The sequence below is a fragment of the Streptomyces sp. NPDC048604 genome, assembly GCF_043199435.1.
Classification (GTDB): Bacteria; Actinomycetota; Actinomycetes; order Streptomycetales; family Streptomycetaceae; genus Streptomyces.
In genome coordinates this window covers 75681-101547 of the sequence record NZ_JBICVX010000015.1, presented here as the reverse complement: position 1 = coordinate 101547, position 25867 = coordinate 75681, and the positions used below count along the sequence as shown (strand labels likewise).

The window sequence follows — 25867 nt, the reverse complement described above, 5'->3', positions numbered from 1 at the left end:
CCGATCCGAACAGGTTTGGATCAGTGCGGGTAACGAAGGGGCGGCCGCTGCCGTACGACTTCGTCACGGAACTCCGCGACCGCGCTGGCCACCTGGCGCATCAGGTGGGTCTGCTCGATGCGGTCCAGGTAGAGGCAGCGGGCGGCGACCCCGCTCAGCTCGAAGGCGAAGTACAGGGACATCAGCGGGTTCACGAACAGGTCGCCGGCGCTGGTGCGCTCGGTGAACCGCACGTCCCCGAAGGAGCCTTCGACCGCCGCGGCGATCGAGCCGTTCACGATGCTGGGGCGCTCCGGCTCCTTGTGCCGGGCGTGCGCGACCGCGTCCAGGTAGAGCGCGCCCTCGCGGGTGGCGCGCGAGACCGAGAACGCGCCCAGGTACGCCCCATCGCGCTCCAGGGCCGCGATGTTCTCCAGGACCAGGCCGTGGCTGACGCCGTGGTAGGCGTCCACACCAAAGCCGATCGAGACCAGCAGCCGCTCGGTCAGGCCGGGGATGTCCCCGAGTCCGGCGAGCGCCGCCACACTGGTCAGGTCCTCCTCGGGTGTCCCGAGCCCCGACTCGTCGCCGCGCATCAGGATGTCCGTGCCGCCGTCGACGAGGACGACGGCGTCCGTCTCGTAGTGCTCGATCAGCGCCCGGTACGCGGCGCGCAGCGGCTGCACCCCGACCCGGTCCAAGGCGTGGACCGTGCTCGGGTAGCCGTGCAGTTTGAGCCACTGGGCGAGGCTGCGCTCGGGGAAGTACGCCTGGTGGGGCGAGGTTTCGGGCGTGACCAGGGCGACGTCGGGCGCGAGCCACGCGTCGAGCGGCAGCCCGCCGAGCGAACTGAACGTCAGGTTGGCGAGCTGCACCTCCTTGCCCTGGTGGAGCAGGGACAAGGCGATCGGCAGCCCCGCGTAGATGTCGTAGCCGCCGCCCGCGCCCGTGACGAGGACGCGTCGGGCCGAATCGAGGCGGGAGAACAGGGGATTGGTGTGCAGAGCCGTCATGCCGATCATTGTGCGAGCTCGCGGCGGTCGGTGGGGCGGCGGGGGCGGTGGGGGCGAACGAGGCGCTGTGCAGCGGGTGATCGCTGCGCAGACCTCTGACGGGGCGTCGTCCGGAGCCGTACCATGGCGCGGTGCTGGTCAAGTGGATTCGCTGCACCGTGGTGGACCGTCGGGGGTTCGAGCGGGGGCAGCGGAAGTGGGCGGGGCTGCTCGGGGAGCCGGGGTTCCGGGGGCAGGGCGGAGGCTGGAGCCGGCGACGGCCCGAGGTCGCCCATGTGTTCTCGTTCTGGGAGAGCAGGGCGTTCTACGACTCCTTCATGGCGCGGGCCCACGATCGGCTCGCCGCCTCGCAGGCCGGCTCCTTCAAGGACGCGCAGGTCAAGCTGTTCGACCACCGCTTCGACGTGAAGACGGGCTTCGAGCCGCGCTTCGCCGACGCGGACGTGGCGCGGGTGGCGCACTGCCGGGTGCACGAGGAGCGGGTCGAGCACTTCGCCCTGATGCAGGAGAAGGTGTGGAACCCGGCCATGGCCGGCTCGCCGGGAATGCTGCGCGGGCTGTTCGGCGAGGCGCCGGGGCACGAGTTCCTGGTCCTGTCGCTGTGGCACTCGGCCGCGGAGCACGGCAAGTACCGCACGGAGCGCGTCGAACGCCTCGGCCTGCGGGCCCAGACGGAGGCCGACGTCGCGGCCATGGCGGGCGACGTGGTGCAGCTCGAGTCCGCCTGGACGGTGTGATCAGCGGGCTTCCTGGGTGAGGAACGCCCCCGCCTCGACCGCCGCCAGGGCCGCCGCGGCTGCCTGGTCGGCTTCGGCGGCGCCGACCGGCTCTCGGGTGACGAACAGGCGCAGGAACAGCGGCGCGGAGACGGCGCGGACGACGGCGCCCGCGTCGGTGCCGGGCGGGGCCTCGCCGCGCGCGACGGCCCGCTCGACGACCGGTTCGCAGCGGCGGAAGCGTTCCGCGTAGAAGGCGTGCAACGCCTCGGCGGCGCGCGGCGACTGGAACGCGGCTCCGACGAACGCGGTGGGCCCAGCGGCGGCCGCCGGATCGGCGAAGGCGTCGCTCACCTCGCGCGCGAGCGCGCCCAGATCGCCGGCCAGGCTGCCGGTGTCCGGAGGCGTCCAGTCGTCCTCGCCGGCCAGGTCGAGGGCGTCCGCCACCATGCCTTCGAGGCTGCCCCAGCGCCGGTAGAGGGTCGTCTTGTGCACGCCGGAGTGCTCCGCCACGTACTCGACGGAGAGGCCCGGATAGCCGTGCTCGGCCAGGCCGGTCAGGACGGCGTCACGGACGGCGGCCCGGGTGCGGGCGGTACGGCCGCCGGGGCGGCGGCTGCCCGGCGCGGGGGGCGCGGAGGTCGTGGGGGTCTCGGAGGCCGCGGCGGGCACTGGCTGCTCACTCGAGTCGTTCAATTGCTACTCCCGTTGCGTTAGGAGGTCGAGTGTGCCACACTCCTCGTAACGCGACGAGAGTTGCATTAGTCCGACCATTCGAATCCCTGGAGGCGCTTTTGCCGACGCAGATCTCGCTCCACGACGTGACCGTGTCCCGCGGGGACCGGCTCCTGCTCGACCGGATCTCGCTCACCGTGCGCCCGGGTGAACGGATTGGGATCGTGGGGGAGAACGGAGCGGGCAAGTCCACCCTGCTCCGGATCCTCGCCGGCCTCGACGCGCCCGACGAGGGGGACGTGGTCACGCTGACGGACGGCGGCTCGGGCCTGCTCGCGCAGACTCCGCAGCTGCCCGCGGACCGCACGGTCTCCGACGCGATCGACGCGGCCCTGCACGAACTCCGCTCCATGGAACGGCGCATGCGCGACCTCGAAGCGCGGCTCGGCTCGGTGGACGCCGACGGCGCGCTGGACGAGTACGGCGCCCTGCTCACCGCCTACGAGCTGCGCGGCGGGTACGAGGCGGACGCCAGGGTCGACAAGGCCCTGCACGGCCTCGGCCTCGCCCGCATCGGCCGGGAGCGGACGCTCGGCAGTCTGTCGGGCGGCGAGCAGGCACGGCTCGGCCTGGCCTGCACCCTCGCCGCCGCCCCCGAGGTGCTGCTCCTCGACGAACCCACCAACCACCTCGACTCGACCGCCCTGGACTGGCTGGAGGACACCCTGCGCGCCCACCGGGGCACGGTCGTGGCGGTCTCCCACGACCGGGTCTTCCTGGAGCGGGTCGCCACCGCGATCGTCGAGGTCGACGCCGACCGCCGCACGGTCGTCCGGTACGGCGACGGGTACGCCGGCTACCGCGCCGAGCGGACCGCCGCGCGCCGCAGATGGGAGCAGGCGTACGCGGAGTGGTGCGCCGAGACCGCGCGCCTGGAGGAGTACGCCACGACCACCGCCCACGGCGTGGCCGTGGGCCGCGGGCCGAAGGACAACAACAAGATGGCGTACGACCGCGCCGCCGGCCGGGTCCAGGCCTCCGTCTCGGGCCGGGTCCGCAACGCGCAGGAGCGGCTGCGCCGGCTCAGGGAGGAGCCCGTGGCGCAGCCGCCCCGGCCGCTGACCTTCGCGGCCCGGCCCGCCACCGGGAGCGCAGAGGGCGAGCTGGTGTCCATGGCAGGAGTGCGGGTCGCGGGGCGGCTCGCCGTCGACGAGCTGACGATCAGAGCGGGCGAGAAGCTGCTCATCCACGGCGGCAACGGGGCGGGGAAGTCCACCCTGCTCTCGGTCCTCGCCGGGCTGCGCACCCCGGACGAGGGAGAGGTACGGCGGCGGGGCCGGATCGGCCACCTCGCCCAGGAGATACCCGTCGACCGCCCGGCGGAGCGGGCCCTCGCGGTCTTCCGCCGCGGACTGGCGCTCACCGAGGAGGAGGGCGAGGAGCTGCTGTTGTCGTACGGGCTGCTCCGCCCGGCCGACCTGCACGTCCCCGTCGGCTCGCTCTCCGCCGGGCAGCGGCGCCGGCTCGCGCTGGCGCGGCTGCTGGCCGGGCCCGCCGACCTGCTGCTGCTCGACGAGCCGGCCAACCACCTGGCCCTCGGGCTCGTCGAGGAGCTCGAACAGGCCCTGGAGAGCTGGACCGGCGCCCTGGTCGTCGTCTCGCACGACCGCCGGCTGCGCGAGCGGTTCGGCGGCCGGATACGGCGGATGGACTCCGGCCGCCTGGCCGAATGAGCCCGGCCGCGGTGGTCGAACTAGGGTTTGGGCATGGCACGACCACGGCGCATCGTCCTCGTCCGGCACGGAGAGTCCGTGGGGAACGTGGACGACACGGTGTACGAACGCGAGCCCGACCACGCGCTCGCGCTCACCGAGACCGGGCTGCGCCAGGCCGAGCAGACGGGGGAGCGGCTGCGAGCGCTCTTCGGCGACGAACAGATCAGCGTCTACGTCTCGCCGTACCGCCGCACCCACCAAACCCTCCGGGCGTTCCGGCTCGACCCCGAGCGCATACGGGTACGGGAGGAGCCGCGGCTGCGCGAGCAGGACTGGGGGAACTGGCAGGAGCGGGAGGACGTACGGCTGCAGAAGGCGTACCGCGACGCGTACGGGCACTTCTTCTACCGGTTCGCCCAAGGGGAGTCCGGGGCCGATGTGTACGACCGGGTCGGGGCGTTCCTGGAGAGCCTCCATCGCAGCTTCGAGGCGCCCGACCATCCGCCGAACGTCCTTCTGGTCACCCACGGGCTCACCATGCGGCTGTTCTGCATGCGCTGGTTCCACTGGACGGTCGCCGAGTTCGAATCGCTGTCCAACCCGGGCAACGGGGAGACCAGGACGCTGCTGCTCGGCGAGAACGGGCGGTACACCCTGGACCGGCCGTTCGAGCGCTGGCGGACCCCGGAACCGTACGGCGGCACCGGATAGAGTGAGGGGGAGATGACCGCTGACTCCTCTCCCGAACGGCGCTTCGCACGCGCCCTCGCCAGCCTGCGCGGCCTGGCCGTGGGGGACGCCCTGGGCTCCCAGTACTTCGTCCCCGTGAACTACCCCCTGCTGAAGCGGCGCGAGGCGCCCGCCGGCCCCTGGCAGTGGACCGACGACACCGAGATGGCCTGCTCCGTCGTCGCCGTCCTCGCCGCCCACGAGCGGATCGACCAGGACGCCCTCGCCCACTCCTTCGCCCACCACCACGACTTCGACCGGGGCTACGGCCCCGCCGTCAACCGGATGCTGCGCCTGATCCGCGAGGGCGGAGACTGGCGCGAGCTCGCCTCCGCGCTGTTCAACGGCCAGGGATCCTGGGGCAACGGCGCCGCCATGCGGGTCGCCCCGCTCGGCGCCTGGTACGCCGACGACCCCGAGCAGGCCACGCACCAGGCCGAGATCTCCGCGTACACCACCCACCAGCACCGCGAGGCCGTGGTCGGGGCCATGGCGGTGGCGGCAGCCGCCGCGCTCGCCGCCGACCCCGCCGGTCCGCCGACGCCCGAGGCGCTGCTCGACGGCGTCGTCGCCCTCGTCCCGCGCAGTGCGGTCGGCGCGGGGCTGCGGCGGGCCCGGGACATGCTCGACTACGCCGACGCGGCGACGGTCGCCGCGGTCCTCGGCAGCGGCCGGCGCACCAGCGCGCACGACACGGTGCCCTTCGCGCTCTGGTCCGCGGCCCGCGCGCTCGGCGACTACGAACAGGTCTTCTGGACCACCGCCCAGGTCGGCGGCGACGTCGACACCACCTGCGCCATCGCCGGCGGCGTCGTCGCCTCCACCGCCCTCGGGCTGCCCCCGGCCGCCTGGCTGGACCAGACCGAGGCCCTGCCCGCCTGGCTGCCGGACGGCGTCCGCCCCTGAGCTGCCCTCGCGCCGGCGGCGCATGCGGCTGCCGCTCGGGGCGCGGCTCTGTCACGGTCCTGCCACAGCATGCGCCCCTGCATGTCCGGTCCGGAGCCAGAACCACGCCCCGGCGCTAGCCTGTCGGGCACCGCACGCTGCCGATCATGAAACGCGTGCGCCGAAGAGACCCCGGACCACCGTCGCCGCGACGCCCCCACCTCGGCCGGTCGTGCCGGGGAGGGGAGGGGTCCCATGTCCGACACCGAGTCCATACCGCCGTCGCCCGAGGAACCGAGGGCGGCGGAGCCGAGTCCCGCCGATGCTTCTGCGGCCGCTTCGACTCCGGCCGTACCGAAGCCGGCGGAGCCGGAGCCGGCAGCGCCGAAGTCCGCCGAGCCGAAGCCGACGGAGCCGACGCCGGCCGTACCGGCAGCCGCACAGCCGAAGCCGGCCGTACCGGCACCGGCCTCACAGCAGCCCTCCGGCCCGCGGCGGCCGCAACAGCAGGGCCCGTACGCCCATCCCGCGTACCAGCCCTGGGTGCCGCCGGGCCAGGGACCGGTGCACGACCCGCTCGACAAGCTGCGGCCGCCGGCCCCCGCCCGCGCGACCTCGCCGACCCTGTGGGCGATCCTCGCGACCGCACTGCTCACCGCTCTCCTGATGGACGGCGGCCTGGGCGTCAACCTGCTGCTCATCGCCGTCCCGGCCGTCCTTGCCGCGGGCTTCGCCGCCCGCGCCGCCGGCCGCCGCCTGCGCCCGTGGACGCTGGTCTGGGCGCTCGGCGGCCTCGCGCTGCTCGCCGTGCCCGCGCTGATCGACGCCGGCTGGCCGACCTTCCTCGCCGTCGTCACGGCCGTGGCCCTCACCGCGTTCGCCCTGCACGGCGGCCGCGGCTGGCCGAGCATCCTGTTCAGCCCCTTCGGCCTGGCGCACTCCCTCGGCGCCGGAACCGTCTGGACCTGGCGGAGCATGCGCGCCCGCGCCGAGGACTCGCGCAGCCGCGTGGGGCCGGTGCTGCGCCCGGTCCTCGTCGCCCTCGTCCTCCTGATCGTCTTCGGCGCGCTGTTCGCCGGCGCCGACGCCGCCTTCGCGGATCTGCTCGGCTCGCTCTTGCCGGACATCTCGCTGGTGCAGGCCCCGTGGCGCTTCTCGCTGTTCCTGCTCGGCCTGTTCGGCGCGATGGCCGTGGCCCGCACCGGCGCGGCCCCGCTGCGCTGGGACCGTATGGAGTTCTCGCCGGGCCGCGCTCGCGCCCGGATGGAGTGGGCGCTCCCGCTCGTCGTCCTCTGCCTGCTGTTCGCCGCCTTCAACGCGGTCCAGCTGGCCGTGCTGTTCGGCGGCTACGACAAGGTCCTCAAGGAGACCGGGCTCACCTACAGCGCGTACGCCCGCCAGGGCTTCTGGCAGCTGCTCATCGCCACCCTGCTGACGCTCGTGGTCATCGGCCTGGCCCTGCGCTGGGCCCCGCGCTCCGACGCCCGCGACCGGACCCTGGTCCGTGCCGTGCTCGGCGCGCTGTGCGTGCTGACCCTCGTCGTGGTGGCGTCCGCGCTGCGCAGGATGGACCTCTACGTCGACGCGTACGGGCTGACCCGGCTGCGGATCTCGGTCGCGGCGATGGAGATCTGGCTCGGCGTCGTGCTTCTTCTCATCATGGCCGCAGGGGTGTTCGGCGCCCGGCTGCTGCCCCGCGCCGTCGCCGCGAGCGCCGCGGTCGGCGTGCTCGGCTTCGGCCTGATCTCACCGGACGCGATCATCGCGCAGAACAACGTCGACCGCTACGAGCGCCTCGGGAAGATCGACGTCGACTATGTCGGCGGCCTGTCCGCCGACGCCGTGCCCGCCCTGGACCGGCTGCCCGAGCCGAAGCGCTCCTGCGCCCTCGTGGACATCAACAACCGGCTGATCGCCGACGAGTCCTGGTACGCGACCAGTTGGAGCCGCGAACGGGCCCGGGACATCCTCGAGGACCGGAAGGTCCACTGGACGCCCGGGGCCTGCGGACCGAAGTTCCGGGACGTCGTCGACGACGACTACGACCCGGACAGCGACGGCGACCCGTACGCCCCGACCGACCCGTACGGGACGCCCTGACGCACGGCCTGTACGACCGCCGGAGCGCGTCCGAAGCGGGCGGACCGGAAACCGGGTTCCGCCCGCGGCGCGCATCGGCGTAACCTGTCAGGCGCCATGCCCTACGAACCACCCACTCACAGCGTCGAGCGTTCGCTCCGAGCCACCACCGGCGCCAAGATCGTCGCAGGGGTCGACGAGGTCGGACGCGGGGCGTGGGCCGGTCCCGTCACGGTGTGCGCGGCCGTCACCGGACTGCGCCGCCCGCCCGCCGGGCTCACCGACTCCAAGCTGCTCACCCCCAAGCGCCGCGGCGAACTCGCCGTGGAGCTGGAGAAATGGGTGACCGCGTACGCGCTGGGCGAGGCCTCCCCCGAGGAGATCGACGAACTCGGCATGACCGCGGCGCTCCGGCTGGCCGCGGTCCGCGCCCTGGAGGGGCTGCCGGTCCGCCCCGACGCGGTGATCCTGGACGGCAAGCACGACTACCTGGGCAGCCCGTGGACGGTCCGCACGGTGATCAAGGGCGACCAGAGCTGCATCGCCGTGGCCGCCGCCTCGGTCCTCGCCAAGGTGCAGCGCGACGCGATGATGGCCGAGCTCGGGGCGGGGGAGGACTGCTCCGCCTTCGGGTTCGGCGCGAACGCCGGCTATCCCTCGCCGGTGCACAAGGCGGCGCTGGAGGAGCGGGGCCCCACCCCGTACCACCGGCTCTCCTGGGCGTACCTTGATGCTCTGCCCAGGTGGCGGCACCTGAAGAAGGTGCGGCTCTCCGCCGAGGCGGCCGAACTGGAGAGCGGGGGCCAGCTCGGCTTCGACTTCTGACGGCCCCGATCCGGCCGCCGGAGCGGTCGGATCACCGCCCGGTCCACCGGCCGGGCCGCACGTATGTGCCCACCCGCCTATGCCCCGCCACGGGGCATTTGATAGACATCCACCCATGCCTCTCACCCCCGAGGAGCCTCAGATTCACGAGAGTGCTCAGGGTCCCCGCGCCGCTTCGGCCGGCCGGCCCTCGCCGACCCCTCGTCCCGTACCCGGTCCGCGTTCCGCGGCCACGCCGCGTCCGGGGCGTCCCGGCCCCGGTCCGGCCCGGCCCGCGCCGCCGGCGCAGCGCCCGCACCCCGGTGCCGGGCAGTCCTCGCCGTCCCGTTCGGAGAATCGTTCCGGACAGCAGGACGGCCCGCAGATCCAGCTGATCCCCGCCCCCGCGGACGGTGCGCTCGACGCCGCCGAGGAGGCCGTGGACCTGCTGCTCGACTCCGGACGCGCCCCCGGCGACGTCCTCGTCCTCACCACCGGTGAGCAGCACCCCTGGGCGGCGCACGAGCTGTCCTTCGGTGAGGCCGCCTACTGGGCGCAGCAGGAGGCCGGCGACGACGTGTTCTTCGCCGACGCCTCTTCCGTCGAACGGGCCGCTGCTCGGCCGGTCGTGGTCATGGCGGTCAACGGCGGCGCGGACGACGTGACCGCGCGCACCCTGCCGGTGGCCCTGCAGCGGGCGACCGGGCTGCTGATCGTCTGCGGCGACCCGCAGCGGATCAACGCGGTGCTCGGCGCGGGCGTCTGACCGTTCGCGTCGGCGCCCCGGCGTCGTACGCGGCCGGTCCGGCCCGAACGGTCCTGACCCGGCTGCCCCTCGCGGGCGGCCGGGCCGCCGTGCGTCAGGTCAGCGCGCCGCCGTGCGGCGCAGTGGTTCCGCGGCCCCGCCCGCCGTACGCGGCGAGAGCGAGCCGTACTCCGTCGACGCCTCCCCCAGCGCCGCCGGGCGCGAGCCGAGGCCCGGATGGCGTCCGCCGCGGCCCTCGCCGAACACCTGCCAGCCGCTGCGCGTCAGCGTGATGTACGCGCCGCAGCGCAGCCCGTGGAGCGTGCAGGCGTCCCGCAGCCCCCACATCCAGGCGCCGTCCTCCTCGGTCCAGCGCTCGTCGCCCTCACGGCAGTAGAGCAGCACCGCCGTACGGGCCGGGGCACGCCGCCGCAGATCGTGCGGGATCACCCGGCGCAGGTGCGCGAGGAGCGCGTTGCGGAACTCCCAGCCGTCCGCCGGTGCGGAGCGCCGGGTGAACGAGGCGCTGGCGGCGAGTCGTTCCTCGTGGTCGAGCACCGCCACCACCGCGGTCGCGGTCGTCGGCCGGTGGCGCGAGTGCAGTCCTGAGACGACTTCGCGGGGGTTGCGCAGCAGGGGTATCCCCGCTGCCGCCCACTCGGCCGGCTCCAGCGTCCTCAACCGGCTCGCGGACTCGGCCGAGGGGCCGATCGAGCCGGCCGCAGGCGAGTGGAATCCGAAGGTCACGGTCCTCCCTTCGGATACGGCCCGGAGGCGGGCAGAGTCGAGTGAGGGCATGCACGGCACGGCCCTTCCGAACCCCGAACGGGCCGAGCGGGGGCGGATTCCAATTCTTGCCGCCACGCGCCGGGGCGGGCAACGAGCAATTGAGTCCGCTGACTGGTATGGGCCGGAATGGCGTGGATATCCCTGCCCAGTTGTCTCAGGATTCATCCCCCGTTCACTCCGGATCACCCCTGGACGGCGAGCACCAGCGGAAACACCCCCTCCGCTCCGGAGCGGCGCAGCAGCCGCGCGGCGACCGCGAGCGTCCAGCCGCTGTCCGACAGGTCGTCGACCAGGAGCACCGGCCCGCCCGCGGCCTTCAACTGCTCGGCGAGCGCCGGAGGGACCGTCAGCGCCCGGTGCAGACCGACCAGCCGCTGGGCGCTGTTGGTGCGGGACAGCCGGACGTCCGCCGCCTCGGGGGCGTACGCGACCTGGCCCAGCAGCGGCATCCGCCCGATCTCGGCGATCCGCCTGCCCAGCGAGTCCACCAGCTGCGGACGGCTGCGCGAGGCGACCGTCACCACGCCCGCCGGACGCGCCGCCGCGTCCGCCGCGCCCGAGGCCCAACCGCCCGGCCCCTTCGCCCAGTCGGCCAGCACCCGCACCACCGCCTGCACCACGTCGTCCGGCACCGGACCGTCCGGCGCCCGCTCCGCGAGCATCGGCCGCAACCGGTTCCCCCAGCCGATGTCCGAAAGGCGGCCGAGGGCCCGCCCGGAGAACGCCAGCTCGTCGGCCGGAATACGCCCCTTCAGATCCACGCCCACGGCCGGGAGTCCGGTCGGCCACATCCGGCGCGGCTCCACCTCCACACCGGGGCGGCCCAGCTCGCCCTTCGCCGCGTCGAGCGACGCCCCCGACACCTTCGCCTCGAAGCGGGTACCCGCGCAGTTGTCGCAGCGGCCGCACGGCGCGGCCTCCTCGTCGTCCAACTGCCGCCGCAGGAACTCCATCCGACACGTCGACGTGGCCGCGTACGCCCGCATGGCCTCCTGCTCGGCCTCCCGCTGCCGGGCCACCCACGCGTACCGCTCGCGGTCGTACGCCCACGGCCTTCCGGTGCTCGTCCAGCCGCCCTTCACCCGGTGCACCGCGCCGTCCACGTCCAGCACCTTGAGCATCGTCTCCAGTCGCGTCCGGCGCAGCTCGACCATCGGCTCGAGCGCCGGCAGCGACAGCGGCCGGTCGGCCGCGGCCAGCACGTCGAGAGTGCGGCGGACCTGCTCCTCCGGCGGGAACGCCACCGAGGCGAAGTACTTCCAGATCGCCTCGTCCTCCGGCCCGGGCAGCAGCAGCACCTCCGCGTGCTCCACACCGCGGCCGGCCCGGCCCACCTGCTGGTAGTAGGCGATCGGCGAGGACGGCGAGCCGAGGTGCACGACGAACCCGAGGTCGGGCTTGTCGAAGCCCATGCCCAGCGCCGAGGTGGCGACCAGGGCCTTGACCCGGTTGGCCAGCAGGTCCTCCTCGGCCTGCTGCCGGTCGGCGTTCTCCGTTCGGCCCGTGTAGGAGGACACGACGTGGCCGCACTGGCGCAGATAGGCGGTGACCTCCTCCGCCGCCGCGACCGTGAGCGTGTAGATGATCCCGGAGCCCGGGAGTTCGTTCAGGTGGTCCGCGAGCCAGGCCAGTCGGTGCGCCGCGTCCGGCAGCCGCAGCACCGCGAGGCTGAGGCTCTCCCGGTCCAGCGGTCCGCGCAGCACCAGCGCGTCGGTGCCCGCGCCGGTGCCGAGCTGCTCGGCGACGTCCGCGGTCACACGGGCGTTGGCGGTCGCCGTCGTGGCGAGCACCGGCACGCCCGTGGGCAGGTCGGCCAGCATCGTCCGCAGCCGCCGGTAGTCGGGCCGGAAGTCGTGCCCCCAGTCCGAGATGCAGTGCGCCTCGTCGACCACGAGCATTCCGGTGGCGGCCGCCAGCGCGGGCAGCACCTGGTCGCGGAAATCGGGGTTGTTGAGCCGCTCGGGACTGACGAGGAGCACGTCCACCGACCCGGCGGCCACCTCCGCCTGGATCGTCTCCCACTCCTCGGTGTTCGAGGAGTTGATCGTGCGCGCGTGGATACCGGCGCGCGCGGCGGCCTCGACCTGGTTGCGCATCAGCGCCAGCAGCGGCGAGACGATCACGGTCGGGCCGCTGCCCCGCTCGCGCAGCAGCGACGTCGCCACGAAGTACACCGCCGACTTGCCCCAGCCCGTGCGCTGCACGACGAGCGCACGGCGTCTGTCGGCGACCAGCGCCTCGATCGCCCGCCACTGGTCCTCGCGCAGCCGCGCGGTGCCGGTGGCGTCACCGACGAGGCGGGCGAGGACGGAGTCGGCGGCGGCGCGGAGCGAGTCGCGGTCTTCGGGGCGGGCTGCGTGGGTCATGCGTCCATGCAACCGGATGCCACCGACAACGCGCGAACGCGGCCGCCGATCTGTGGACAACTCGGCCTGACCGATTTCGGGAGTTATCCACAGGGGTCGCGCGATCGGCGGAGTCGCGGGAACGTCGTCGGCATGAATCAGCACCACGCAACCACCGGACCGTCCGACCAGCAGCAGATCACCCTGCGGGGACCCGCCGAACTCGCCGACGCCCTGCCGTTCGTCCTGGGCTTCCACCCCACGGACTCCGTCGTCCTCGTCGCCCTGCACGGCGAGCGTGGACGCTTCGGCGGCCGGCTCAGGCTCGGTATCCCGAGCTCGCCGGGGGAGTGGCCCGCCACCGCCGACCACCTCGCGGAATGCCTCGTCGAAGGCTGCGAGCGGCGCGGCGAACGCCCCGACGGCATCCTCGTCTTCCTCTGCCAGGACCCTGCGCCCGGCGAGAGTGGACGGCGGGTGATGGAGCGCCTGCGCCCCTTGGCGCAGCGCCTGCGCACCGCGTGCGGCGCGCTCGACGTGCCCGTGTACGAGGCGCTGTGCATCTCCGACGGCCGTCACTTCTCCTACTGCTGCCCGGACACGCGCTGCTGTCCGCCCGAGGGGATCCCGCTCGCCCTGCCCGGCACGTCGGTGATGGCGGCGGCCGCCGCCTACGCGGGAATCCGGGTGCGCGGCACGCTGCGCGACATGGAGACCGCTCTCCAGCCGCCCGCACGCACCGACGAATCCGCGCTGCGTCAGGCGCTCGACGCGGCCTCTGCCGCGCTGCTTCCGTGCATCATCGACGCCCCGGCGCTCGCGCGCATGCGTGAGGAGACGCTGAGGCTGGCCCGTGAGCTGATGCGGCGGCTCGAACGGGCCGACGCCCGAGGCGGGGACGCCGCCGACGACGCGCTGGTCACGGACCGGGAAGCGGCCGAAGTGATCATGGGTCTGCAGGACCGGGACGCCCGGGACCAGGCGGCGGAATGGATGGAGGGCGTCGAGGGCACGACGGCCCTGCGGCTCTGGCGAGTACTCGCCAGGCGCTGCATTCCGCCCTACACCGAGCACGCCGCCGCGCCGCTCACCCTCGCCGGCTGGACCGCCTGGTCGACGGGCGACGAGCCCGCCGCCCGCGTGGCCCTCGGTCTCGCGCTGAACGCCGACCCCGACTACCGGTTCGCGCAGCTCCTCCACCAGGCATGCAACGAGGGGCTCGACCCGGAGTCGCTGCGCGCGTGCCTGCGCGGCGAGCGGCCCGCCGGGAACCTCGTCCCGCCGCAGGGCGGCGCGGTCGAGCCCGGCCCGGTGCAGGACGCGGAGGCGGCCGCCGAGCCCACGGGTCCGGCTGTGTCGACAGCTTCTGCCCCGTCGACGGCCCCGGCCCGCAGGAGGGTGCGGCAGGCACGAGCAGGAGCCGTACGTCGACCGCCGGCGGCAGGGCGGACGACACGGCCGGGACGGGGCCGCCGGGGCGACATCCGGGCGGTCCGCGCAGTGGGCAACCCGCCCCGGCGGGGCCGGCGCGGACCGGGGAAGGGGTGACGGCCGTGACCCGCTTCGCCGCAGCGCCGTTCACCACGGTGTCGGAGCCGTACGACCTTCACCGCCGAGCCGTCGGCTCGGGGCGTGCGGACAGCCCGGACCGCACAGAAGGCGCAGCACACCACTCATGGACCCCAGCGTCCCCGCCCTGGCCACCGTCCCGGCCGCCGGACGACCGGCCGCCCCCCACTCAGCCGCCGGACTCGCCGCGCAGCGCGGCGTACGGCCGGGCGAACCGCCCGCGTTGCACGGCAAGCTCGTCGGCGTCGCACTGCCGTGGCTCGTGGTCTGTGCCGAACACGGCCAGCTCACCGGCGACGGCCTCGACGGGATCTACCACGCCGGCAGGAGGCTGCTGCGGCGCTGCGTGCTGCGGATCTACGGGCGCGAACCGGTCGTCGTCCAGGGCCGGTTGGCTGCCGCCGACCAGGTCCGGTTCGTCGGCGTGCTGCGCACCCCGGGGGACCCCGGCCCGGATCCCGGGCTCACGGTCGAGCGCGTCCGACGCGCCGACGGCACCGAGCGCATCACCCTGCGCAGCTCGGCGACCCGCCCGCTCCGGCTCCCGGTGGAGCTCGCTTTGGGTACGGATCTCACGGATCTGGGCGCGGTGGCGGCCGGCCGGCCCGGGCCCGAACTCTCCGCCGCAGTCCACGCCGCCGGACTGCGCTGGTCCGGGTCCGACGGCCGGGACGCGACCGTCACCGCCGACCCGCCGCCCACGGACGCCCTGGCCGTGGCGGGTCTGCTCCGCTGGGACCTCGAGCTCGCCCCCGGCGCCATCCGCACCATCGAACTGCGCATCAGGGGCGACCACTCCGCCGACCGCCGTTCCGAGCCGGGGGCGGGCAGTGCGGCGGGGCCGGGCGGGCAGGTCCTCGCCGAGGCCCGGGCGGAAGGCGACGACTCCAGGGTTGCCGCGCTCCTGCGGACCTCCGTCGACGATCTGCGGGCCCTGCTGCTCCGGGACCGCGCCCGGCCCGCCGAGGTGCACGCGGCGGCGGGGGTGCCGTGGCGCTGTGGACCGGCCACCGCAGAGTCCCTGTGGGCGGCGCGGATGGCGCTGCCGCTCGGCGCCCGGCTCGCCGCCGGCACCCTGCGCGCCCTGGCCGGGACCCAGCGGGACGGCGACGGCCCGGACCGCGGACGGATTCCCGGGGCGCTGCGGGACGCCGGCCCCGGGCTGCCGCCCCGGTGCACCGGGATCGAGGCGACCCTCGCCTTCCCCGCGGTCCTCGCCGAGGCCGCGCGCTGGGGACTGCCCGAGCAGGAGCTCGCCGAGCTGCTGCCCGCGGCGGAGCGCTGCCTCGACTGGCTGCGGGCCGCCGCCGACGCGGACGGGTTCGTGCCCGACCCGGGGCCCGCCGGTCCGCGGCGCGCCGAGACGCAGGCGCACGCCCACCGGGCGGCGGTACTCGGCGCCGACCTCCTGGAGCTCTGCGGCCGGCCGGGCGCGGCGGAGTGGCGGGAGCGGGCCGCGGCGCTGCGGTACCGGTTCCGGCGGGACTTCTGGCGGGAGGACCTCGGCGGCGGCCGGCCGTTGGCGGCGCGGCTCCCGGACGGCACAGCGCTGCCGCTGCTGGGCTCCTGGGCGGCGCACCTGTTGGACACCGGGCTCGCCTCCGGCGGCCGCCCGGCCCCCGGACTGCTGGACAAGCAGCAGACCGACCAGCTGGCCCGGCTGCTCGGCGGCCCCGCGCTCGACACCGGCTGGGGGCTGCGCGGACTCGGGGCGAAGGAACCCGGGCACAACCCCTTCGGGCACCGGTCCGGGGCGGTGCGGGTGCACGAGACGGCCGTCGCCGTCGCGGGTCTGGCCGCCGCCGGGCACGAGAGGGAGGCCGCGGCCCTGCTGAAGGGGCTGCTCGACGCGGCCGAGGCGTTCGGGTTCCGGCTCCCCGAGATGTACGCGGGGGAGCAGCGCACCGCGGGTGCGGCGCCGGTGCCGCACCCGGCGGCCTGCCGGCCCGCGGCGGTCGCCGCGGCCGCCGGGGTCCACGCGCTGGTGGCGCTCGCCGGGATCCGCCCCGACGCGCCGGGGCGGACGGTGGCCCTGCACCCGGTGCGCTCGGCACCGGTGGGGGCGGTCCTGCTGGCGGGGCTGCGGGTCGCGGGAGAGCCGTTCGCGGTGCGGATCGGCAGGCTCGGCACGGCCATCGTCGAGGAGGCCGCCGACGGTCTCCAGCTGGGGGTCTGAGCGGTGCGCGGGCCGGCAGGGGCACGAGTGCAGGAAGAAGGTCTTGTTGCAGGAGAGGGGCGTGTTTATCGTCAGGCAGACGACTATGATCGCGGCATGTCTCCCTACGACCCGTCGGCCTTTCCCCCCTTCGCTGTCACCGTCGACCTGGTCGTGCTCACCGTGCGCCGCCACGCGCTGTGCGCACTGGTGGTGCGGCGGGGCGAGCAGCCGTTCCAGGGGCGCTGGGCGCTGCCCGGCGGCTTCGTCCGGGAGGACGAGGACCTCACCACCGCGGCCGCCCGCGAGCTCGTCGAGGAGACCGGGCTGTGCGTGGACGACCCCGGTGCTCCGACGTCCGACCCGGTCAAGGGCGCGCACCTGGAGCAGCTCGCCACCTACGGCGACCCACAGCGCGACCCGCGGATGAGGGTCGTCAGCGTCGCGCACCTCGCGCTCGCCCCGGACCTGCCCGCGCCGCGCGCCGGCGGCGACGCGAACAGCGCGCGCTGGGCGTCCATCGACGAGTTGCTGCTGGAGAGCGAGGGGGACCGGGACGGCGAGGAGGCCGCGGCGCTGGCCTTCGACCACGCCCGGATCCTGGCCGACGGCGTCGAGCGGGCCCGGTCCAAGATCGAGTACTCCTCGCTGGCCACCGCCTTCTGTCCGCCGGAGTTCACCGTGGGCGAGCTCCGCAGGGTCTACGAGGCGGTGTGGGGTGTTTCGCTCGACCCGCGGAACTTCCACCGGAAGGTGACCGGCACGCCGGGCTTCCTGGTCCCGTCCGGCGGCACCACCACCCGGCAGGGCGGCCGTCCCGCACAGCTGTTCCGGCCCGGCGGGGCGACGCTGCTCAACCCGCCGATGCTGCGCCCCGAGGTCTGAGCGCCGGGCCTGCCTCCGCCGGACACCCCGGCCCCGCAGGCTCCAACCCTGCACCAAAAGTCTGAAATGTCGCGTTATCTTGCTGCGGTAGCCGTCCTGCCGCGCAGCGGTCTTCCCTACCGCGAGAGAAGCGATGCTCCAGGCCATCGGACTCACCAGCACTCCCCGCCGCAACGGCCCTCCCGCCGTGCGGGACCTCAGTTTCGAGGCTCTGCCCGGCCAGGTCACCGCGTTGCTCGGGGCCACCGGATCGGGGAAGACCACCGCGCTGCGGCTGATGCTCGAACTCGAGCCCGGCCGCGGCCTCACCTACTACCGCGGCCGGCTGCTGCACCAGGTCGCCCACCCGGGCCGTGAGGTCGGTGTGCTCCTCGGCGACGTCCCCGGCCACCCCGCGCGCACCGTCCGCGGGCAGCTGCGGATGCTCTGCGCCGCCTTCGGCGCCCCTGTCGCGCGCGCGGACGAGATGATCGAAGCGGTCGGCCTCACCGGCGTCCACGATCTGCGCCTCGGCGGTCTGCCCCTCGGCATGGACCGCCGACTCGGCCTGGCCTGCGCCCTGTTGGGGGCTCCGCACACCCTGCTCCTCGACGAGCCGGGGGCCGGGCTCGCCGCCCGGGAGAACCTCTGGCTCTACGAACTCCTCAAGGTCCATGCGGGAGGTGGCGGAACGGTTCTCTTCACCACCGCCGACCCCAAGGAGGCCGCCCGCAACGCCGACCGCGTCATCACGCTCGACGCCGGCCGGCTCGCCGCCGACCAGGAGGCCGCCGAGTTCGCCCGCACCCGCCTCCGCCCCCGCGTCGCCGTCCGCACCCCGCACGCCGCCCGGCTCGCCGCCGTCCTGAACCAGGAGGCCCGGGCCGCCCGCCGCTCCGTCGAGGTCGTCGCCGAGGGCGGCAGCCGGCTGTCGGTCTACGGCAGCGACTGCGCCGCCGTCGGCGACACCGCCTTCCGCCACGGCGTCCTCGTACACCGCCTCACCGACGAGCTCGGCGACACCGGCGCACCCCTCGCCGATGACCCCCCGGCCCCGGCCCCCGCCTCCGCTCAGGCCGCCCCCACCCCCGCTGCCCCCGAGCACGCCGACCCCGCCCGCCGTCCCGCCCGCGCGCCCCGCCGCCCCGTCCGGTACGAGATCCGGCGCCTTCTCGGCCTGCCGTCCACCTGGCTGGTCGCCGCGGCCACGCTCGGCGTCTCCGTCGTGCTCGCCGTGCTGCTCGCCCGCGGCGGCGACACCCCGGTCCCGGTCGCCGTGGCCGGCTGGCCGGAGCTCTCCCCGCTGCCGCCGGCCGCGCTCGGCGCCGGTCTCCTCGGCGCGCTCGCCTTCGGCGACGAGTACCGTCACCCCGCCCTCACCTCGGGCCGCGGTGTCGTCCCGCGCCGCCTCGGCCTGCTGGTCGCCAAGCTCGCCGTCAGCGGCGCGATCGCCCTGCTGCTCGGGGTGCTCACCGTCGTCCTCGACATCGCGGTCCTTCGCCTTGTCTACGGCGGCGACTTGATTCCCGTACCGGAGAACTGGGCCCCGCTGTCCGCGAGTTGGCTGGGGCTGGCGGTCGGCTGCGCCTGGGCGGGCGTGCTGGGGGCCGGGGTGTTCCGGGCGACCGCGGCCGGCGTGGCCGCGGTGCTCGCGGTCCCGGTGGCCGTCGTCCCCGCGCTGCGCGCCGTGCTCACCCGTGTGCCGACCCGGCCCGTCGCCGGGCTCCCGGCCCGGCTGCGCGAACTGCTGCCGACGCAGTGGCCCTCCGCCGGCGACCGCTGGCTCGACGGCGTGCTCCGGGTGGTGGGGCAGCCCGTCGCGATGGCCCTGGTGGTGTCGCTGGCGACGCTCCTCGGTGCGTACCTGCTCACCGGCCTTCGCCGCAGCGCGCGTTGGTGATCAACTCTGGAATGATCTCTTCCGCTTCTGGTGATCTTCTGCCGTAACTCCCTTGAAAATGCCTGCTTCGCACCGATTAAGCGTCAATTGTTCAAGGGGTGCCGATCACCCTTTCGTGTGCTTTTCACCAAAGACCTCAAGGGGTGCGGAAGCCGCGCCGACAAAGGATGCGTGAGTACCCTTGCGCACACCATGATGACCGCCGCCCGCCCCGCCGACTCCGGCCTGGCCGCCACGGGCGATCTCGACCGCTACCCGTTCGGGGAGGCGCCCGGCGTCGACCGCGTCGGGCCGTCCGCCTGGGAGGGCGCGGACACCGACCTCGGCCGGGTCGGCCGGCGGTCCGCCGGCAGCCGGGGCCGCGGACTGCACGGCCAACTCGTCCAGCAGCTCGGTCAGATGATCGTCTCCGGCGATCTCGGTGCCGACCGGCCGCTCGTCCCCGAGGAGATCGGCCAGCGCTTCGAGGTGTCGCGCACCGTGGTGCGCGAGTCGCTGCGCGTGCTGGAGGCCAAGGGTCTGGTCAGCGCCCGCCCCAACGTCGGCACCCGGGTCCGCCCGGTCAGCGACTGGAACCTGCTGGACCCGGACATCATCGAGTGGCGCGCCTTCGGCCCGCAGCGCGACGACCAGCGCCGCGAGCTCAACGAGCTGCGCTGGATCATCGAGCCCCTGGCCGCCCGGCTCGCCGCCGGCCACGGCCGCGAGGACGTCCAGCAGCGCCTCGCCGACATGGTCGAGATCATGGGCCACGCCTTCGCCCAGGCGGACGGCCTCACCTTCGCCCGCGCCGACGCCGAGTTCCACTCCCTGCTCATCCAGCTCGCGGGCAACCGCATGCTGGAGCACCTCTCCGGGATCGTCGCGGCCGCCCTCCAGGTCTCCGGCGCCACCGCCACGGGCTGTGAGCGCCCCGGCGAGTCCTGCCTCGCGCACCACGCCCGGATCGTCGACTGCCTCGCCTCCGGCGACGCCCAGGGGGCCGAGACGGCCATGCGGCAGCTGCTCACGGTCCACCCGGAGCCGGGCGGCGTGGTGCCGCCCCCGCGCGAGCACTGACTACGGCCAAGGGCTCCGGCGGTGCGATCATGGGGTGAATCGCCCTTCTGGCCGGTTCGTCGCATTTGGGGTGTGACTCGGGCCACGCGGAATGGGCGTAACGCTCTTCGAGGCAGTGCGATGACTTAAGAGGTGACAGCCGAGGAAGGAATACAGCAGCCCCGTGAGGCGCTGTCCAGTTCCCCGGTCCAGCCCGCGCCGTCGGCACATCCCCAGCCGTCGGTCGTCGGCTCCGGCCCGATCATGGGCGGGGCCGGAAGCCGTTTTCCATCGTTCCGAGAGGTTGTTCGTGTCGGCCAGCACATCCCGTACGCTCCCGCCGGAGATCGCCGAGTCCGAGTCTGTGATGGCGCTCATCGAGCGGGGAAAGGCTGATGGGCAGATCGCCGGCGATGACGTGCGTCGGGCCTTCGAGGCTGACCAGATTCCGCCAACCCAGTGGAAGAATGTTCTGCGCAGCCTCAATCAGATCCTCGAGGAAGAGGGTGTGACGCTGATGGTCAGTGCAGCGGAGTCGCCGAAGCGCGCCCGCAAGAGCGTCGCAGCGAAGAGCCCGGCCAAGCGCACCGCCACCAAGACCGTCACCGCCAAGACGACCGTGACCAGGACCGTCGCGGCCGCCCCGGCGGCCCCGGCGGCCGAGAGCGCGGAATCCGCCGAGGAGGCCGCAGCTCCGGCCAAGAAGGCGGCCGCCAAGAAGACCGCGGCCAAGAAGACGGCGGCGAAGAAGACCGTCGCCAAGAAGACCGCGGCGAAGAAGACCACCGCCAAGAAGGACGAGGACGAGATCCTCGAGGGCGAGGAGCTGCTCGAGGACGTCGCGCCCGGCAAGGGTGAGGAAGAGGACACCGAGGGCGAGAACAAGGGCTTCGTCCTGTCCGACGAGGACGAGGACGACGCGCCTGCCCAGCAGGTCGCCGTCGCCGGTGCCACCGCCGACCCGGTCAAGGACTACCTCAAGCAGATCGGCAAGGTCCCGCTGCTCAACGCCGAGCAGGAGGTCGAGCTCGCCAAGCGCATCGAGGCCGGTCTGTTCGCCGAGGACAAGCTGGCGAACTCCGACAAGCTCGCTCCGAAGCTCAAGCGCGAGCTGGAGATCATCGCCGAGGACGGCCGCCGCGCCAAGAACCACCTCCTGGAGGCCAACCTCCGTCTGGTGGTCTCGCTGGCCAAGCGCTACACCGGCCGCGGCATGCTCTTCCTGGACCTGATCCAGGAGGGCAACCTGGGTCTGATCCGCGCCGTCGAGAAGTTCGACTACACCAAGGGCTACAAGTTCTCCACGTATGCCACCTGGTGGATCCGTCAGGCGATCACCCGCGCCATGGCCGACCAGGCCCGCACCATCCGTATCCCGGTGCACATGGTCGAGGTCATCAACAAGCTCGCGCGCGTCCAGCGCCAGATGCTCCAGGACCTGGGCCGCGAGCCCACCCCGGAGGAGCTGGCCAAGGAGCTCGACATGACCCCGGAGAAGGTCATCGAGGTCCAGAAGTACGGCCGCGAGCCGATCTCGCTGCACACCCCGCTGGGCGAGGACGGCGACAGCGAGTTCGGCGACCTGATCGAGGACTCCGAGGCGGTCGTCCCGGCCGACGCGGTGAGCTTCACCCTCCTCCAGGAGCAGCTGCACTCGGTGCTCGACACCCTCTCCGAGCGTGAGGCCGGCGTGGTCTCCATGCGCTTCGGTCTGACCGACGGCCAGCCGAAGACGCTGGACGAGATCGGCAAGGTCTACGGCGTCACGCGTGAGCGGATCCGCCAGATCGAGTCGAAGACGATGTCGAAGCTGCGTCACCCGTCCCGCTCCCAGGTCCTGCGGGACTACCTCGACTAGAAGCACGACGCGCTGCGGCGCGCCGGACCTCAGGGCCCGGTTCCCCGGAAAGGGGGAACCGGGCCCTTCGGCTGTGCGCGGGTGCGCGCACGGGGTAGCTGCACGACTCTGGGTGAACCGAGAACACCGGAGAGTCAGGAGAGTCGATGCGTCGTCCCATCGCCCGAGCAGTGACCGGCGCCCTGGGCCTGGTGTCTGCGGCGGCCGCAGCTCTGATCGCACCCGCCCCCGCGACCGCCGACCGCGTGGTCGTCGGGGGCGAGCCCGTCGAGGTCGCCCACACGCCCTGGGTCGTGGCGCTCTCCAGTCGTGACCGGTTCGGAGGTATGCGGGCCGGACAGTTCTGCGGAGGGGTCGTCGTCGCCCCCACCAAGGTGCTCACCGCGGCGCACTGCCTGAGCCCCGACGTGCTCGGCGGCGCGCCCGAGGACGTGTCCGACCTGGCGGTCATCGCCGGCCGCAGCGAGCTCACGGACCAGGGCGGGCAGGAGATCGCGGTCACCGGGACCTGGATCAATCCGGCGTACGAGGCGGCCACGAACGCCGGGGACCTCGCCGTCCTGACCCTGGAGAGCGCGCTGCCGAGCTCGCACGTGATCGCCACGGCCGGGCCGGGGGACATCGCGTACACGCCGGGCACGGCCGCGTCGGTGTACGGCTGGGGCGACACGACCGGGAGCGGTACGTACGCGACCTCGCTCCGTGCGGCGCGGGTGCAGGTGCTGGAGGACGCCGCCTGTGAGCGGGCCTATCCGGGGAACGCGAAAGGCGACTACCAGGCCGCGACGATGCTGTGCGCGGGAGATCCGCAGGGCGGCAGGGACGCCTGCCAGGGGGACAGCGGCGGACCGCTGGTCGCGATGGGCCGGCTGATCGGCCTGGTGTCCTGGGGCAGCGGCTGCGGCGAGGCGGCGAACCCGGGGGTCTACACGCGGGTCTCGGCGGTGCTGCCGGATCCGCTGCCGAAGGCGGCGTCCCGGGGCTGAGGCCTCGGGGGGTACGAGGACGGGCGGCCGCCCCCAGCGCTGCGGGGGACGGCCGCCCGTCGTCCGGTACGGGACCGGCTGTGGCTCGTCGTGGATGCGAGTCGTGGATGCGAGGTGTCAGCGGTCCTCGTCGACCGCGGCGGCCGGCACGTCGGTGAGCCGGTCCGTCTCATCCTGTATCTCTGCGGCGATCTTCTTGAGTTCCGGCTCGAACTTGCGCCCGTGGTGAGCGCAGAAGAGCAAGTCACCGCCGCTCGTCAGGACGACGCGCAGATATGCCTGGGCGCCGCAACGGTCGCAACGGTCAGCGGCCGTCAGGGGGCTCGCGGGGGTCAGAACAGTAGTCACGTCGCCTCTTCTCTAGCTCGACGAGCTGTCGTACCAGGGTCAACATCCAACCAGGCCGAAAACGTTCCCGCTCGTGGCTTTTCCTCGAAAATTCTCGGTCGAGGTGGCTGTCTGCTGCCGGTTGGCGGCGAATGGGCCGTATTGCTTCGCTCTACGGGTTTCGCATTGCTGTTGGTCGGTCGGTCCTCCCCGGCTGGGTTGCCGGTTGTTCATGAGGACGTGCCCGGAGCCTAAATGGTTCATGCCTGGAAGGGAACGTGATGTCCACGTCACTCCTACGGGTGATCGAACACCCATGCGACTCTGGACTAGCATAGGAAATCACGAGGGTGGCGTGACAACGGCTCTACCAGGCCTCGGTACCCTCTGACCGGCGACCGACGCCGGGCCTTTACCCCCCGAGGGCCAGATTCAAATTCAGCGAGGAGCGAACCGCGTGACCGCCGAAACGTCCGTGCCGTCGAGTGCGCTGCTGACCGCAGACCGTGACGGTTCCAACTACACTGCGCGGCACCTGCTCGTACTCGAAGGGCTCGAAGCGGTTCGAAAGCGGCCCGGCATGTACATCGGGTCCACCGACAGCCGCGGCCTGATGCACTGCCTCTGGGAGATCATCGACAACTCCGTCGACGAGGCCCTGGGCGGCTACTGCGACCACATCGACGTCGTGCTGCACGACGACGGCTCCGTCGAGGTGCGGGACAACGGCCGCGGCATCCCCGTCGACGTCGAGCCCAAGACCGGGCTCTCCGGCGTCGAGGTCGTCATGACCAAGCTGCACGCCGGCGGAAAGTTCGGCGGCGGCTCGTACGCGGCCTCCGGCGGTCTGCACGGCGTGGGCGCCTCCGTGGTGAACGCGCTCTCCGCCCGGCTCGACGTCGAGGTCGACCGGAACGGCGCGACCCACGCGATCAGCTTCCGCCGCGGCGTCCCCGGCATCTTCACCGAGCAGGGCCCCGACAGCCCCTTCGACCCGGCGAACGGGCTGCTGAAGGGCAAGCGCGTCCCCAAGACCCGCACCGGCACCCGCGTCCGCTACTGGGCCGACCGGCAGATCTTCCTCAAGGACGCCAAGCTCTCCCTGGAGACGCTGCACCAGCGCGCCCGCCAGACCGCCTTCCTCGTCCCCGGCCTCACCATCGTCGTCCGCGACGAGCGCGACCTGGACGGCATCGGCAAGAGTGAGGAGACGTTCCGCTTCGACGGCGGCATCAGCGAGTTCTGCGAGTACCTCGCCCAGGACAAGGCCGTCTGCGACGTGCTCCGGCTCACCGGCCAGGGCACCTTCAAGGAGACCGTCCCGGTCCTCGACGACCGCGGGCACATGACGCCCACCGAGGTCACCCGCGAGCTCGGCGTGGACGTCGCGCTCCGCTGGGGCACCGGGTACGACAGCACGGTCCGGTCCTTCGTGAACATCATCGCCACCCCCAAGGGCGGCACCCACGTCTCCGGCTTCGACCAGGCCATCACCAAGACGGTCAACGAGGTGCTGCGCTCCGCCAAGATGCTGCGCGTCGCCGAGGACGACATCGTCAAGGACGACGCCCTGGAGGGCCTCACGGCCGTCGTCACCGTGCGGCTCGCGGAGCCGCAGTTCGAGGGCCAGACCAAGGAGGTGCTCGGCACCTCCGCGGCCCGGCGCATCGTCGCCACCGTGGTCGCCAAGGAGCTGAAGGCCTTCCTGACCTCCACCAAGCGCGACGCCAAGGCCCAGGCCCGGGCCGTCCTGGAGAAGGCCGTCGCGGCCGCCCGCACCCGGATCGCGGCGCGGCAGCACAAGGAGGCGCAGCGCCGGAAGACGGCGCTGGAGTCCTCCTCGCTGCCCGCCAAGCTGGCCGACTGCCGCAGCGACGACGTGGAGCGCAGCGAGCTCTTCATCGTCGAGGGAGACTCCGCGCTCGGCACCGCCAAGCTCGCCCGGAACAGCGAGTTCCAGGCGCTGCTGCCGATCCGCGGCAAGATCCTCAACGTTCAGAAGTCGTCCGTCTCGGACATGCTGAAGAACGCCGAGTGCGGCGCGATCATCCAGGTCATAGGAGCGGGCTCGGGTCGTACCTTCGACATCGACGCCGCCCGCTACGGCAAGATCGTGCTCCTCGTCGACGCCGACGTCGACGGCGCGCACATCCGCTGCCTGCTGCTGACCCTGTTCCAGCGCTACATGCGTCCGATGGTCGAGGCCGGCCGGGTCTTCGCCGCCGTCCCGCCGTTGCACCGCATCGAGCTGACCCAGCCCAAGAAGGGCCAGGACAAGTACGTGTACACGTACTCGGACAGCGAGCTGCGGCAGACGCTGCTGGAGTTCCAGCGCAAGGGCATCCGGTTCAAGGACGCCATCCAGCGCTACAAGGGTCTCGGCGAGATGGACGCGGACCAGCTGGCGGAGACCACGATGGACCCGCGCCACCGCACCCTGCGCCGGATCAACATCGGCGACCTGGAGGCGGCCGAGCAGGTCTTCGACCTGCTCATGGGTAACGACGTGGCGCCCCGCAAGGAGTTCATCACCAGCTCCGCGGCCACGCTGGACCGCTCGCGCATCGACGCCTGAGCCACCACAGCGGGGGGGGGGGGGGCGGCGGGGGGGCGCCGGGCGCGCCCCGGGGGGGTGGAGAACCCAGAAGGTGGTAATTTTATTAGTAGAATATTAGTGTTTGTTAAACAGCGAGAAA

Annotated in this window: 20 protein-coding genes; 15 read left to right on the top strand and 5 right to left on the bottom strand. The window is 73.4% G+C overall.

The genetic code is table 11. The features are described from left to right. Nucleotides 1–20: 20 nt before the first annotated feature. Nucleotides 21–992, bottom strand: coding sequence for a DUF1152 domain-containing protein (locus ACGFMM_RS28190; protein ID WP_393649267.1), 972 nt, complete (start codon nt 990–992; stop codon nt 21–23). 131 nt (nt 993–1123) lie between these two features. Here ACGFMM_RS28190 and ACGFMM_RS28185 point away from each other — a divergent pair, with 131 nt between their 5' ends. Beyond that, complete coding sequence (locus ACGFMM_RS28185) at nt 1124–1729, top strand: YdbC family protein (protein ID WP_393649266.1); 606 nt, start codon at nt 1124–1126, stop codon at nt 1727–1729. Here the strand turns inward: ACGFMM_RS28185 and ACGFMM_RS28180 are convergent, their stop codons facing one another. Next, nucleotides 1730–2404, bottom strand: coding sequence for a TetR/AcrR family transcriptional regulator (locus ACGFMM_RS28180; protein ID WP_393649265.1), 675 nt, complete (start codon nt 2402–2404; stop codon nt 1730–1732). Nucleotides 2405–2490: 86 nt separating this feature from the next. On the opposite strand from ACGFMM_RS28180, the gene abc-f reads away from it, so the two are divergent. From abc-f to ACGFMM_RS28150, 6 genes are all read left to right on the top strand, one after another. Beyond that, complete coding sequence (abc-f, locus tag ACGFMM_RS28175) at nt 2491–4116, top strand: ribosomal protection-like ABC-F family protein (protein WP_393649329.1); 1626 nt, start codon at nt 2491–2493, stop codon at nt 4114–4116. Nucleotides 4117–4149: 33 nt separating this feature from the next. Then, nucleotides 4150–4809: a histidine phosphatase family protein gene (locus ACGFMM_RS28170; RefSeq protein WP_393649264.1), complete on the top strand. Its 660-nt coding sequence runs from the start codon at nt 4150–4152 to the stop codon at nt 4807–4809. Nucleotides 4810–4821: 12 nt separating this feature from the next. Further along, entirely contained in the window at nt 4822–5733 is a 912-nt protein-coding gene (locus ACGFMM_RS28165) for an ADP-ribosylglycohydrolase family protein (protein ID WP_393649263.1), read from the top strand. Between the two features lie 234 nt (nt 5734–5967). Beyond that, nucleotides 5968–7812 (top strand): DUF4153 domain-containing protein, encoded by a 1845-nt coding sequence (locus tag ACGFMM_RS28160; RefSeq protein WP_393649262.1) that lies wholly within the window; start codon nt 5968–5970, stop codon nt 7810–7812. A gap of 96 nt (nt 7813–7908) precedes the next feature. Then, nucleotides 7909–8616, top strand: a complete 708-nt coding sequence (locus ACGFMM_RS28155) for a ribonuclease HII (RefSeq protein WP_393649261.1) — start codon at nt 7909–7911, stop codon at nt 8614–8616. 115 nt (nt 8617–8731) lie between these two features. Beyond that, complete coding sequence (locus ACGFMM_RS28150; RefSeq protein WP_393649260.1) at nt 8732–9361, top strand: hypothetical protein; 630 nt, start codon at nt 8732–8734, stop codon at nt 9359–9361. 99 nt (nt 9362–9460) lie between these two features. Here ACGFMM_RS28150 and ACGFMM_RS28145 read toward each other — a convergent pair whose 3' ends face one another. Together ACGFMM_RS28145 and ACGFMM_RS28140 are read right to left on the bottom strand one after the other, a co-directional pair. Further along, nucleotides 9461–10087: a hypothetical protein gene (locus ACGFMM_RS28145; RefSeq protein ID WP_393649259.1), complete on the bottom strand. Its 627-nt coding sequence runs from the start codon at nt 10085–10087 to the stop codon at nt 9461–9463. Nucleotides 10088–10311: 224 nt separating this feature from the next. Further along, nucleotides 10312–12495, bottom strand: coding sequence for a RecQ family ATP-dependent DNA helicase (locus ACGFMM_RS28140; protein WP_393649258.1), 2184 nt, complete (start codon nt 12493–12495; stop codon nt 10312–10314). 132 nt (nt 12496–12627) lie between these two features. On the opposite strand from ACGFMM_RS28140, the gene ACGFMM_RS28135 reads away from it, so the two are divergent. The 7 genes from ACGFMM_RS28135 (at nt 12628) to ACGFMM_RS28105 (ending at nt 22844) form a co-directional block, all read left to right on the top strand. After that, nucleotides 12628–14022, top strand: coding sequence for a DUF4192 domain-containing protein (locus ACGFMM_RS28135; RefSeq protein WP_393649257.1), 1395 nt, complete (start codon nt 12628–12630; stop codon nt 14020–14022). 127 nt (nt 14023–14149) lie between these two features. Further along, nucleotides 14150–16219, top strand: a complete 2070-nt coding sequence (locus ACGFMM_RS28130; RefSeq protein ID WP_393649256.1) for a glycogen debranching N-terminal domain-containing protein — start codon at nt 14150–14152, stop codon at nt 16217–16219. Nucleotides 16220–16315: 96 nt separating this feature from the next. Continuing rightward, nucleotides 16316–17083 (top strand): NUDIX domain-containing protein, encoded by a 768-nt coding sequence (locus ACGFMM_RS28125; protein WP_393649255.1) that lies wholly within the window; start codon nt 16316–16318, stop codon nt 17081–17083. A gap of 133 nt (nt 17084–17216) precedes the next feature. Then, nucleotides 17217–18962 (top strand): ATP-binding cassette domain-containing protein, encoded by a 1746-nt coding sequence (locus ACGFMM_RS28120; RefSeq protein ID WP_393649254.1) that lies wholly within the window; start codon nt 17217–17219, stop codon nt 18960–18962. 117 nt (nt 18963–19079) lie between these two features. Continuing rightward, nucleotides 19080–20021: a FadR/GntR family transcriptional regulator gene (locus tag ACGFMM_RS28115; RefSeq protein WP_393649253.1), complete on the top strand. Its 942-nt coding sequence runs from the start codon at nt 19080–19082 to the stop codon at nt 20019–20021. 289 nt (nt 20022–20310) lie between these two features. Beyond that, nucleotides 20311–21858, top strand: a complete 1548-nt coding sequence (locus ACGFMM_RS28110) for an RNA polymerase sigma factor (protein WP_393649252.1) — start codon at nt 20311–20313, stop codon at nt 21856–21858. A 146-nt stretch (nt 21859–22004) separates the two neighbouring features. Next, the gene (locus ACGFMM_RS28105) at nt 22005–22844 is read left to right on the top strand and encodes a serine protease (RefSeq protein WP_393649251.1); all 840 of its coding nucleotides are present in this window, start codon (nt 22005–22007) and stop codon (nt 22842–22844) included. A 117-nt stretch (nt 22845–22961) separates the two neighbouring features. Here the strand turns inward: ACGFMM_RS28105 and ACGFMM_RS28100 are convergent, their stop codons facing one another. Continuing rightward, nucleotides 22962–23192 (bottom strand): hypothetical protein, encoded by a 231-nt coding sequence (locus ACGFMM_RS28100; RefSeq protein WP_393649250.1) that lies wholly within the window; start codon nt 23190–23192, stop codon nt 22962–22964. A 436-nt stretch (nt 23193–23628) separates the two neighbouring features. Here ACGFMM_RS28100 and ACGFMM_RS28095 point away from each other — a divergent pair, with 436 nt between their 5' ends. After that, nucleotides 23629–25746 carry a type IIA DNA topoisomerase subunit B gene (locus ACGFMM_RS28095; protein ID WP_393649249.1) on the top strand — a complete coding sequence of 706 codons (2118 nt, stop codon included), beginning with the start codon at nt 23629–23631 and terminating at the stop codon, nt 25744–25746. The last annotated feature ends 121 nt before the right edge of the window (nt 25747–25867 follow it).

Coding starts and splice junctions, on each gene's coding strand:
- ACGFMM_RS28190 (WP_393649267.1), bottom strand. CDS start 992: ATGACGGCTCTGCACACCAATCCCCTGTTCTCCCGCCTCGATTCGGCC.
- ACGFMM_RS28170 (WP_393649264.1), top strand. CDS start 4,150: ATGGCACGACCACGGCGCATCGTCCTCGTCCGGCACGGAGAGTCCGTG.
- ACGFMM_RS28165 (WP_393649263.1), top strand. CDS start 4,822: ATGACCGCTGACTCCTCTCCCGAACGGCGCTTCGCACGCGCCCTCGCC.
- ACGFMM_RS28160 (WP_393649262.1), top strand. CDS start 5,968: ATGTCCGACACCGAGTCCATACCGCCGTCGCCCGAGGAACCGAGGGCG.
- ACGFMM_RS28155 (WP_393649261.1), top strand. CDS start 7,909: ATGCCCTACGAACCACCCACTCACAGCGTCGAGCGTTCGCTCCGAGCC.
- ACGFMM_RS28150 (WP_393649260.1), top strand. CDS start 8,732: ATGCCTCTCACCCCCGAGGAGCCTCAGATTCACGAGAGTGCTCAGGGT.
- ACGFMM_RS28140 (WP_393649258.1), bottom strand. CDS start 12,495: ATGACCCACGCAGCCCGCCCCGAAGACCGCGACTCGCTCCGCGCCGCC.
- ACGFMM_RS28135 (WP_393649257.1), top strand. CDS start 12,628: ATGAATCAGCACCACGCAACCACCGGACCGTCCGACCAGCAGCAGATC.
- ACGFMM_RS28130 (WP_393649256.1), top strand. CDS start 14,150: ATGGACCCCAGCGTCCCCGCCCTGGCCACCGTCCCGGCCGCCGGACGA.
- ACGFMM_RS28125 (WP_393649255.1), top strand. CDS start 16,316: ATGTCTCCCTACGACCCGTCGGCCTTTCCCCCCTTCGCTGTCACCGTC.
- ACGFMM_RS28120 (WP_393649254.1), top strand. CDS start 17,217: ATGCTCCAGGCCATCGGACTCACCAGCACTCCCCGCCGCAACGGCCCT.
- ACGFMM_RS28105 (WP_393649251.1), top strand. CDS start 22,005: ATGCGTCGTCCCATCGCCCGAGCAGTGACCGGCGCCCTGGGCCTGGTG.